Source organism: Halomonas sp. (assembly GCF_029263665.1).
Taxonomy (GTDB): domain Bacteria; phylum Pseudomonadota; class Gammaproteobacteria; order Pseudomonadales; family Halomonadaceae; genus Halomonas.
Genome location: NZ_JAJUFQ010000003.1, coordinates 314,069 through 324,604, shown reverse-complemented (window position 1 = coordinate 324,604; position 10,536 = coordinate 314,069). Strand labels below are relative to the sequence as shown.

The 10,536-nt window shown below is 49.1% G+C and carries 15 protein-coding genes; 6 read left to right on the top strand and 9 right to left on the bottom strand.

Annotated features, from left to right (window positions below):
* Nucleotides 1–507: Hint domain-containing protein (locus tag Q1K07_RS04800; RefSeq protein ID WP_300308613.1), on the bottom strand; the 507-nt coding region annotated here is incomplete at its 3' end.
* 583 nt (nucleotides 508–1,090) lie between these two features.
* Between Q1K07_RS04800 and Q1K07_RS04795 the strand changes: the two genes are divergently transcribed.
* Both Q1K07_RS04795 and Q1K07_RS04790 read left to right on the top strand, forming a co-directional pair.
* On the top strand, nucleotides 1,091–1,423 hold the full coding sequence (locus tag Q1K07_RS04795) for a hypothetical protein (RefSeq protein ID WP_300308610.1): 333 nt from the start codon (nucleotides 1,091–1,093) through the stop codon (nucleotides 1,421–1,423).
* Nucleotides 1,424–1,513: 90 nt separating this feature from the next.
* Nucleotides 1,514–2,077, top strand: a complete 564-nt coding sequence (locus Q1K07_RS04790; RefSeq protein WP_300308607.1) for a CBS domain-containing protein — start codon at nucleotides 1,514–1,516, stop codon at nucleotides 2,075–2,077.
* A gap of 454 nt (nucleotides 2,078–2,531) precedes the next feature.
* Here the strand turns inward: Q1K07_RS04790 and Q1K07_RS04785 are convergent, their stop codons facing one another.
* From Q1K07_RS04785 to Q1K07_RS04775, 3 genes are all read right to left on the bottom strand, one after another.
* Nucleotides 2,532–2,750, bottom strand: a complete 219-nt coding sequence (locus tag Q1K07_RS04785; RefSeq protein WP_300308604.1) for a hypothetical protein — start codon at nucleotides 2,748–2,750, stop codon at nucleotides 2,532–2,534.
* 198 nt (nucleotides 2,751–2,948) lie between these two features.
* A complete protein-coding gene (locus Q1K07_RS04780; protein WP_300308600.1) occupies nucleotides 2,949–3,473 on the bottom strand; it encodes an HD domain-containing protein in 525 nt (174 codons plus the stop codon).
* 220 nt (nucleotides 3,474–3,693) lie between these two features.
* The gene (locus tag Q1K07_RS04775; RefSeq protein WP_300308597.1) at nucleotides 3,694–3,927 is read right to left on the bottom strand and encodes a hypothetical protein; all 234 of its coding nucleotides are present in this window, start codon (nucleotides 3,925–3,927) and stop codon (nucleotides 3,694–3,696) included.
* A gap of 563 nt (nucleotides 3,928–4,490) precedes the next feature.
* On the opposite strand from Q1K07_RS04775, the gene Q1K07_RS04770 reads away from it, so the two are divergent.
* Together Q1K07_RS04770 and Q1K07_RS04765 are read left to right on the top strand one after the other, a co-directional pair.
* On the top strand, nucleotides 4,491–4,880 hold the full coding sequence (locus tag Q1K07_RS04770) for a VOC family protein (protein WP_300308666.1): 390 nt from the start codon (nucleotides 4,491–4,493) through the stop codon (nucleotides 4,878–4,880).
* Between the two features lie 254 nt (nucleotides 4,881–5,134).
* Entirely contained in the window at nucleotides 5,135–5,317 is a 183-nt protein-coding gene (locus Q1K07_RS04765; protein WP_300308594.1) for a hypothetical protein, read from the top strand.
* 654 nt (nucleotides 5,318–5,971) lie between these two features.
* Here the strand turns inward: Q1K07_RS04765 and Q1K07_RS04760 are convergent.
* On the bottom strand, nucleotides 5,972–6,241 hold the full coding sequence (locus Q1K07_RS04760; protein WP_149284690.1) for a hypothetical protein: 270 nt from the start codon (nucleotides 6,239–6,241) through the stop codon (nucleotides 5,972–5,974).
* A gap of 272 nt (nucleotides 6,242–6,513) precedes the next feature.
* Here Q1K07_RS04760 and Q1K07_RS04755 point away from each other — a divergent pair, with 272 nt between their 5' ends.
* Both Q1K07_RS04755 and Q1K07_RS04750 read left to right on the top strand, forming a co-directional pair.
* A complete protein-coding gene (locus tag Q1K07_RS04755) occupies nucleotides 6,514–6,783 on the top strand; it encodes a hypothetical protein (RefSeq protein WP_300308589.1) in 270 nt (89 codons plus the stop codon).
* A gap of 495 nt (nucleotides 6,784–7,278) precedes the next feature.
* Complete coding sequence (locus Q1K07_RS04750; protein WP_300308586.1) at nucleotides 7,279–7,875, top strand: OmpW family outer membrane protein; 597 nt, start codon at nucleotides 7,279–7,281, stop codon at nucleotides 7,873–7,875.
* A 100-nt stretch (nucleotides 7,876–7,975) separates the two neighbouring features.
* Here the strand turns inward: Q1K07_RS04750 and Q1K07_RS04745 are convergent, their stop codons facing one another.
* From Q1K07_RS04745 to Q1K07_RS04730, 4 genes are all read right to left on the bottom strand, one after another.
* A complete protein-coding gene (locus Q1K07_RS04745) occupies nucleotides 7,976–8,209 on the bottom strand; it encodes a hypothetical protein (protein WP_300308583.1) in 234 nt (77 codons plus the stop codon).
* Nucleotides 8,210–8,337: 128 nt separating this feature from the next.
* Entirely contained in the window at nucleotides 8,338–9,051 is a 714-nt protein-coding gene (gene bluB, locus Q1K07_RS04740; RefSeq protein WP_300308580.1) for a 5,6-dimethylbenzimidazole synthase, read from the bottom strand.
* A 262-nt stretch (nucleotides 9,052–9,313) separates the two neighbouring features.
* Nucleotides 9,314–9,670: a type II toxin-antitoxin system HicB family antitoxin gene (locus Q1K07_RS04735; protein WP_300308578.1), complete on the bottom strand. Its 357-nt coding sequence runs from the start codon at nucleotides 9,668–9,670 to the stop codon at nucleotides 9,314–9,316.
* Between the two features lie 601 nt (nucleotides 9,671–10,271).
* Nucleotides 10,272–10,469: a hypothetical protein gene (locus Q1K07_RS04730; protein ID WP_300308575.1), complete on the bottom strand. Its 198-nt coding sequence runs from the start codon at nucleotides 10,467–10,469 to the stop codon at nucleotides 10,272–10,274.
* Between the last annotated feature and the right edge of the window lie 67 nt (nucleotides 10,470–10,536).

Here is a 10,536-nt window from a genome sequence, read left to right as displayed (position 1 = left end):
GGGCAGCTCATTCCACGCAACGAAGTCAATGGAACCTTGGTTGACCAACGCACCTGCATTGATGACCAGCCCATCGATGATGACACCATGGCTAGCGGTCAGAACGAGATCGCGGTTCGGCTTGCCAGTTTCCAGAGCACCCGCGCTGATGCGCACGGGCTGCAGGTTCTCGTCACTGGAAGCCATGGGGCGGAAGGTCTGGCGCCCAACCCACTTCACAGCCACCCGCTCACCACTCGCCGTCATCACCAGGTCACCAATGGCTAATGTCTCCACCGCCACTTCACCCTCAGGTGTGGCAATCATCGAGCCTGCAGCAAAGCAGATGACAGGAGGAGTCACAACCGGAGGGGTCTCAACGGGCGGGGTTTCACTGGGAGGGGGTTCGGTAACAGGAGGCGTTTCACCGACAGGGGGCGTCTCACCAACAGGGGGGGTCACATTCGGGGGAGTCACAGTGGGTAAGATCTCTCCCAGCTCTGAGTTGTTCGTTGTTTCATCTGCCATGACTATATCTCCATCCACGGTTAGTACCAGGGGTCCAGATATTTTGAACGGCAATATTTATCAATTGTATTTGCACGCAACATGCATGCGTGAGGTTGCAGAAGATCAATCACTCTCCTTTACAACCAATGGCAACCCTAGCACCTGTTTATTTCGCACCTATCCTGGGTTTACCACCTGAAAAGATGTAACAAACCAATCTTAAGCAAATTTGTATGCAAAATACATATTATCCATATGCATCAACAAGTTGATATATGTAAACAAGATAATTTACTATCTGTCACACGATTTTTAGTCGGATTTCCCTTCATACAGAAAAGTCTATATACCTGTCTTTACATATTTGACATTTTAGCCAATCACAGCCTTAAAACCGCACAACAAAATCTGCAGTAATTAACTTATTGAAAGACTCATTCATGCCGTTTCAGCCACCTTGTTCTTCATATCACTAATGTTTTATTCCGCATGTCCTCTTACCTGATGACACCAAGGGATACGAGCTTGAGATAATGTAGCCTGCATGAAACCCTCTTGTGCTATTTCGATCAGTGCTTTAGCGTGAAAGGCATGGATGCGCATGTCGCGCGTCCACCAGGAAGGATTGCTGCCCTTGTTGCAACGTGTCCTGACCGCCTGTCTGACGGCTCTGCTCTTCTGGGTCATGCTACCGACCGCATTCGCGGGCGAGGAAGACGCGCGCGTCTCCAGCAAGGCTCTGACAGCATCCACATATGACAACGCCTTCACGACGACGGCACTATCCGACGAAGGGAGTGAAGACAGCGAAGCGCTCATCGGTTTCGCTCTCCCAACCTCCTGGTCCGCCAGGGCAATGGGCAATGCATTACGCCCCCCGGCATACAGCAGTCTTCACCGCACGGCCTATTCCATCCGCGCTCCTCCGCAATAGCTTCTGCCCCCACCTGACGTCGGCTTTTCCCCAAGCCGGTTCATGACAGCCGCCCAAGCGTGAAAATGTGGGCGGAGCAGAGGCTGCTATATGAAAATTTTGCCCTTATCAAGACTCAACACCGCAGATCACTTGGTGACTCCCCTGGAATTCGACGATATTGAGCAGGACTCTCCTGCCCTGAGTCTCATGACAGACTTCCGTCAGCACCGCCCCCATACCGTCAGTGCTGAGACTCCGGCACTCTGGGTAGCCCGGTTGATGGCTACAGAGGAGGTGGATGGCAAGCTGGTCATCGATCATCACCGCAACCTGGTTGGTTTATTGACCCTGGAGCGCCTCTCCGAGCAGAGTCTGCTCGCAGCACAGGTAACCTTGGGCATCAATCGAGAGAGCCTGACGGCTGCCGACCTGATGCTGCCTCGTGCGGCCATGCCTGCACTTGATTACAAGGATCTGGCAAAAGCCACCGTTGCAGACCTGGTGACCACTTTGCAGGAAGCTGGCGAACCCTACTGTCTGGTACGGAGTGATGAATACCAGCAGATCCGTGGGCTGATCTCCCTGCGAGAGCTTTCCGAACGTCTTCATCAACAGCTATCGCTCAAGCCCAAGTCCTCGGTTCTCAAGGTCCTGAGCCATACTCTCAACTGAGCATTCCATCTCTTACTGCAAGGCAGGCGGGCCCATAAGGCCCGCTCTTCTTCAAGAGATACCCGCTGCACAAAATTTGTAAAAATCTCCATCTAATATCGCCATTTTCCTACATTCCAAATCAGCGATGTCTTACAGCAATATCATTCACATTAGACTAACGTAGGTGAGTGACGCAGAAAGCTCGCCCAGGATGGGTATCGTGTCAAGGATGGCAGCCGCGTCACGACAGGACGCAATACTAGCCCGCCATGGATGGCCTTGTTTCTGACGTGTATCTCCCGTCTTGGCGACTCGCCATTTTGTCCCATCATCTCCTGGCGTCTCTGACATGATGGCCGTCTGTATACTTCCCTGGGCGCATAGCCACAAATAAACAGGCAATGCCATCTGGCATTGCCTGGAGCCTGATTCGCAAATGAAGCCCAACCTGCCATATGTCGAGAGCAATCAATCAGAACAGCAAGAATCCTGCTCCGGTACCTGATGACATGCCTGTACCAACACTGACGGACACATCCACCCCAGCACTGGAAGTGACATCAGCTTCAGCATTGGATGAAACATCCACACCTACACTCACCGAGACATCCGCCCCCGCTGAAACCGCTACGCCACCAGAGACCGCATTGACTTCATCATCACTTAAATGACGCATAGTTGACTTCTCCATTATGCCCTCCGAACCTGCATAGGTATTGCTTATTGTGGAATGGTCAATCAACTATTGTTGAGGCATCAGCCCAAGTCAAACTCAGACTGTTTGATTCTCAATTGATCAATATCCATAGGTAACTTCATGCAACAAACATGTTTAACACCGATCACAATCACCCTTCGAGGGAGGCCACTGAAGAGACAGGCAAGGCCATCACCGTTGCCGATAAAAATCTTCTACCAGCGCTTTTGCTTGAGCATATAGCCTTGTATCGCCAGCCTGCATGACGTCCAGCAATGCCTGTTTCTCAGCCATGTAGACCTTGGCGAACCCAGGATCTCTCAACACAATGGAGCGGGTGTTATCTATCAGATCGGCATACTTTATGGTCTGCGCCTGTGGCGATATATGCGCCAACCGTTCTCTTTCCAGAGCCTTGCGGTGGGCACGGTTACCCATTTCAGGATCAACATAATAGTCAGTCAACTCGAGTACGTACCCTGAGACGAGCATCCCGAATTCAAACATGATGTCATCGTGAGTCACTGAAGTGTCTTCCACTACATCGTGCAAGTAGGCAGCCGCGATCATCTCTTCACTCCCCTCCGCTACCTGCGCGACCAATTCAGCCACTGCCGCTGGATGATGCCAATAGGGCTCCCCAGTGTATTTTCTTTGCTGACCTACCGCCTGGTGGGCTGCGCGGCTATACAAGGCTGCCCGGTCCATCAACTCCATGTCAGTTCCTCACCACAATGAAAATCACTAGCAGTGATGATACACCCACAGCTTATGCTCAATAAAAAAAGACAATGCTTTGAAGGGCATTGTCCAAATGCATGCGGGAGCATACCTGCTAGGGAAACACACGCGAATGAAGACCTCTCTCGCTGACATTTCATTATGCCGGCTGTATTGTCAAAAATGCCTTATCATCAGCCTGGGGCATGACAATGCCTTACGAGAGGCTGGAAAAACCTTCCAGAATGTCGCTAAAACTGTCAACAAAGTTCAAAGCAAATGTTGGGCTTAGTGCTGTTGACGTATAGCTTCCTGCCAGCAAGGCTCCAACAGCAGCTCCCAGCTGGCTTCCATAATCTATAAAAGACTCATAAGCTTGATCATAAGTCGTGCCTCCAGAGACCATGCCAACTTCTTCATCGCTTAAGGTACGAATTTCAGATACATCCATGATGTTCTCCAGAATATCAATTAATGATAGCCATGCTGAGGGGTCACGCATTACTCTTACATTATCACAATATTGCCGAGCAATAAGGACACGTCAATCATCAACTGTTTAGTTTTAGAAGAATATTTTCCATCATGTAACATAAGATTGTCTTCATGAACAGAAAAGTAAGCAACGAGACAGTATATAGCACTTCCCCATTACTTCCTAAAATCATAAGAATCCGTACATAAATGTCGTCTCCGAAGTACTTTCTGAATGTACTTTACAGTACGCAAGGAACAAGTTTCTCATCTATACACATCGTCATTATTCAACATATTAAATAAGATATTCATTACACACATACATATTGAAATTAACTAATATAAACAAGTGAATATTCTGGTATCCCTTCAGATATTCCCTGCGAATTTTACCCCGGCCTCGGCTGGGGTCTTTTATTTTCCCTGCTCCACCAAGAGTGCCGCTACACATCGAAAATGATATATTGGTGTCTCCTCTCACCGGGGTACTGCACGCACTACGGGGAGACATGGCGCCATCTATCAACGCCATTTCTCATATTCCTGGGCAATGCCACTTCAGCCATGAACCTGTACGCATCGCTGTTCGAGGATAGCGAGGTTCTTGATGTCAAATATTATGGCGCAGAGCAGAAGGAGCTGGCAGGCCGTGTGCTCCAGATTAGATTTCGATTGAGCTACCAGACGTTTCGATGCACGATTCCCCCTGCTCCCCATGAATTTGATTTCACGCCATCATTTTCCATCTTCAATGCTTGTGACAATGAAGCGCAGCAGATCTCTCTTTTTCAGACTCTGGCAGCTAATGGCAAGATCATGATACCACTTGATAATTATGCTTCAGTACAAGATTCGCCAAGGAGTGACCGCTTTAGTGTTTCCTGGCAGTTGAATCTACTTTGGTTTGCCATGCTAAAACCGTCATAGAACAACTCGATGTCTATACAAATATTCGCATCATTTTAGGCGATGCCTACCTCAACAACATGCACCGATAACATGACCTAACAAAAACTAACCGTAAGAATCATATTTGGCCTGAGGAAACACTTTTCGAAAAAAACCTCTAGCAAAGCCTCTTCGCCTCACCGCGCAATTACAAAAAATGTACAGATTTAACCCTATATCAGCCTACCATGGACATCGCAGGTCAAACTATTGATAAAGCTATGGAGGGTGTTATGTCCGTCTCTACAATCCGAACGTTGGACACTGCTGAAATCGATGCTGTCACCGGTGGCAACAAGTACAGCCTTGATCTTTCTATCCCCGACTTCAACTTTGAACCCATTCTTGAGTTCCTGGATACGGAGTTTTCCATCAACTTCAACTTCAGCGACATCAGCCTGGACTTCAACTTCTAAGAATCTCTGATTTCTAAGAAGCAAGCGCAATAACCGTTGCGGTATCTGGTACAGAGAAGACGATGCACCAATGCAACCATGCTACGGTGCATCGTCTTTTTCATTATAAGCTGCATATTCAACGTGAAGCCGGCTACTTCCTGGGCCTATGGCACTGACGTGCCAGGCGCTCCAGCCACATCGACGCCTTGGATGGGGAGACAGAAGGGTAGCCCCCAAGAACCCTGGAACAACGTCTCCGTCCACGGCCTTCTGGACATGCACTGGCGTACCTCTATGGTGGTAGGACAAGTTGATCAAATGTCGTCCCCACTTTGCATCATCACTTTCGAAGGTTACTCTGAAGCCCAAACTATAATGCTGCCCGATAGATAAAGGCCGCCGCTTTCGACATATCGAGAATACAATACGCAGTGAGCATAGAATGAAGTTATGGATATGGACAACCATGGGAGTGACGATTGGCATCATCATGGGGGTTGCAATCGAGGTCTGCTTAACTTTCTAGATGTGTATATCAAATCACGCTGCATGCCTTTTGCTCTCATGAAAAGCCTGGCTAAACGACTTCATGAAACAAAAGAAGGCAATGCCCCCAGGGCATTGCCTTCAACTACATGATATTCCAGGCGCTTGAGTGACGCTCCAGAAGCTTTATGAGAGGAGCGGCAGCCCTCCTGTCACGCCACCTGTAAGACCCCCTGTCAATCCGCCAAGACTTCCCAGCAGACCAGTCAAAGAGCCGATGATGAGAGCAGGAGTCAGAGCAATGCCTGTGTAGGCGCTAGCGATCAGGCTAGCCGCGCCACCACCGAGCAGAGCACCACCTTGCATGAAGTCGCTATAAGCATCATCAAAGCTGATGCCGCCAGCAACCACGTCGATTTCATCGTTACTCAAAACACGTAGTGTAGACTCAGACATAACCCCTCCAGATTCTGCGTTAGTATTAATTATTTCTGGACCGCATGATTGACTATTACCGACGATATTGCAGACGTCAAACGGATATCGTTCTGTTTTAAATTATTATTTTTCCATATGTAACATTACGTGTCTTGAAACATATTCATAATATCCTTTTCTGCACATGTATCATGCTTGCCCCGAGCTCTTTCCACAGACCAGCCATTTATCTGTTTTCTAATAACAATATCTTGATTTAATATTTTTTGTTACTAAGGCACCCTGTGCTCTTGCCTTTTCTCAAGTACAAGGTAAACGGACATGGAGTGGCAAGGCTGGGTATTTCTTGCATCGATGGCAAGCGCATTGTTGACATTGGTTTTCACCCCGATAAAGCCGTATCTGTTCATGATGAGGGGGCTGACCATCTTGAGCTTATCTGGCTGTTTCACCGCTGGCTGCCCAAGCATGGGGGTCAGTCGGCGTTTGTCAATCTTCGCGAGTTCACTCTGGAACTCACCGTCACACATGATGCCCCCCCCGATGGGAAAAACCATTGAAGCGCCCGGGCTACGTCACCTAAAGCATGCTTATTTCGTGGAAACCGAGCGTGCTGGCAGCTGTTTCAGTGGGTATAGCAACACTGACAGTATTACTGCTCGGATGGCCTCTGGATAAATTACTCAAAAAACCACACAAACCACCCTGTTCGACAACTTGCGTTACCACATATGACAATTAACCAACATCCGTATGTAGGCTTTTTGATCATACTAGCCGCTTCGAATTGTGTGTGAGAGCTTATTGTACAGGAATGGGGTCTAAGGATAGAGGCATTTTCACGACACCTGCATACAATCGCTTGAAGATACATGCGTGTGCTTGAAAATACCGAATCACCTCGCACAGAGGTTTATGAAATCACCTGAGCCTTATACAAGCCCTATATTTGATGCATTTATGATCATTCTCTAAAAGCACTGTGCATAAACACTTATATATAAATGCCACATCAGTACTATCGCCCAAACCATTCACGAGGAAGGGATTATCCAATGAAAACTGCACGTATGCTAGGTGCCATTACTCTATTGACGACGACTGCTTTCGGTGCCCAGTCCGCGTTGGCTTACCAGGCTGGTGACATCTATGTCCGCGCAGGTTTCGAGAAGACTGATTCTTCTTCGAGCACCTTCAAGGTCGATAGTAAGAAGCAAAGTGTCGACGATGACATCGTTTTCGGATATGGCGCAGGCTACCTGTTCCACAACAACTTCGGCGTGGAATTGAACGGTAGCCAGACCGCAAAGCAGGAGCTGAGCGGCCATGGCACCATCGAGAGCACCCCGGTCAATTTGATGCTCAACTACTTCCCGCTGGGTGGGTATGTATCACGCATCCAGCCGTACGTCGGCATCGGTGTCAATTACACCAATTTCGACACTGACAGCAATTTCGATGCGGATATTGATGATTCCTGGGGCTTTGCCGCTCAGGTAGGCGTAGACCTGAGCATCGCCGAAAACATTCTGGTCGGCATGTATGGGCACTACGCTGAAGTAGACCCGGATGCCACTATCAACGACAAGGATGTCGGCGGGATAGAAATCGATCCTCTGGTTATCGGGGCTGGCCTTACTTATCGTTTCTAAGACAGGCAAAGCCTTAGCTTCCCTGTCTATCGCCTGATACTACTGACAGAAACACCCGAAACCTGAATCTTCGCAGGTTTCGGGTGCGCTCATGAGTGGGTCAGCGAAAACTTTCATCACCTATCAGCTCAAGAATATCTTCTGGTGCTTCCTGCACGGCATAGTAACCTTCAGGGTCCTCCAGCGTGACGATCTTGGTGCAATGCTCTGACTCTTCCCGCTTCATCCACACAATATGAACCGGGTTGAGGTAAATAGGACAGTGATCATGGGCGCACATCAGTTTTATCATAATCGCCTCCTTCCGCTTGCTGGCACCGGCGTCAGCAATCATCGAAAGTCATCGATACTTATTAACGTAGCCCACGCAGACTGGAACCTCTCTTGTTTTTGCCCGATCAACGTAGATAGTCCGTTGGGCATCCTGGCTAGACGTTTCACATACCTGGCGTTGAGCTGAACTCAACGAGTGTCCTGCTCATTCATCAGCATGGACTCCAGCAGGCCATTCTCCAACGCCTGCCCCCACTGATCGCCATGCACCAGCTTCTGCAATGGCAATCGGGAGCGCCATCCCTTCGCCTCAAGCTCAGGCCGTGGAAGAAATTCGCTCACATACCCCAGACACAAGTAGGCTACGGGATAAACCCCGTCAGGCAACTGCAGGACTTTTGTCAGCTGTTCCTGATCCAGGATACTTACCCAGCCAATTCCAATGCCTTCGGCACGTGCAGCAAGCCAGAGGTTCTGAACTGCCAGACAGGTGCTGAACAGATCCGTTTCCACAATACTGTTACGGCCCAGCACATGAGCACCACCACGCCTACGATCACAGGTGATGCAGAGATTCAACGGACTTTCCAGAATGCCTTCCAGCTTCAGGCCACGATAGAGTGCCGCCTGATCTCCTGCATAATTCTCGGACGCCTTGCGATTTTCCTGCTGAAAAATCGCCTTGACGGCCCGCCTCACTTCCAGGCTCTCGATAACAATGAAATCCCAAGGCTGCATGAATCCTACCGAGGGCGCATGGTGCGCGGCCTGCAGCAAGCGCGCCAGCACATCTGGAGGAACAGGATCTGAGAGAAACTGGGAACGCACATCACGTCGCTCGCGAATGGCACGGTAAAGCCCTTGCCGCTCATCATCAGAAAAGCGGTTCTCTAGTGCACTCATTGCAAAAAACCTTTACAGATCAAGTTCATCTACCGATCAAGCTCATCATCGGAGCACCTATAATTGTCGAGTTATGCTACGCGGGCCATCCTTGCTGTACCAGCAGGCATTGGACGCCCCATGGTGGGGATGCTTGACGGAGTCTAGACCTCTGGAGCACCGACGAGACCGTTCCGGTACAAAGTGACACGATGACGCATCATCCAGACAGAACTTCATCCCACCTGACAATGTGCCATCACGCAAAGGGTGAAGGGCGCCCTCAGTCCAGACGTGTAAATTCATCTTCCAGAAAGTCGGGAAACACAGGTTCTACCGTCGGCATTCCCGCTTTTCTGGATCCGAAGTTCACTTTCAGAAAGTGCCACACCACACCGACATAGCGCCTGTCACCCAGATAGCGGCCATTCATCTGAGGGGCAGGAATCGACTTTCCTGCTGCACTCAATGATGCCAGATACTCGACCAGAGCTTCCTGGGCCTGTCTGTAAGCATCGAACTCACTATCCATTTCAACACGAAAGCCAGGGAGATCTGGAGCGAAGGCTTCATATCGCTCTGGAGCGCCACTGACGCAACGAGTGCCAATATCATATATCAGTTCCCTCTGCCTGTTCATTGCGCATCCCTCTTGCTCACCTGTTGGCACTGCTGCGTCACAGATCTTCTGCTCGAGCCAACATGAACTCGGCATATCGCGACCACTCCCCTTGAGTAGGTCTAGTAGAACCAGCCCTCTTGTAATTCTGCACTATGTGCCGTATCGCGCAAGTAATGATCGGGAGCAAACGACTTCCATCCTGACCTCATCAGGCACCAGAAAACGCGAGGATGAATGGTGAGGAGGCAGAACTTCTAATAATTATTGGGCCATCATATTAGAAGTCTTCTATTTCGTTACATGTAAGGGAGGTAGCACTGGAGTCATAGTTCAAGCGATGCCATTCAACAGTCACTTTCAACATGCAGCGCGTGATTTAAATGGACGAATATTCCATGAAGACAGGTGAACAAAACATATAATGAAGGGAATGTTGAACAGAGTTCCATCTTACGCCCCGATTCCATTCAGGGCGTACTTCTCACTGATTTTTCCACTATGCCCGATCAGCCAGCTCTATTTCCTCCTCTTGATAACATGGCACCATGGCGTGTTAGAAAAGGCATCACACAAGCATTAGTTTTTTAATGATCAAGCCTAGTATTTTTTACTATGCTGCTCATGCACTCGACTTCGAATTGCCGAAGACTTTTTCTATTGCGTCCTGTAGCTGCTCACACCTCACCATCAGAGCATCACGCTCAGCTTCCAGCCCTGCTACTGTTTCACGCAATTTCAACACCTCACGCGCCAGCTTGTAAGCACTGTGAGACTCAGCCATTTCCGAAGCCAGATCATGGATTTCATAATTATTCATTGCATTCTCCTGTCAGCAGACTGGGAAAGATCATCACCCCAACTGCCTTATCTACCTGCGTCTTTCA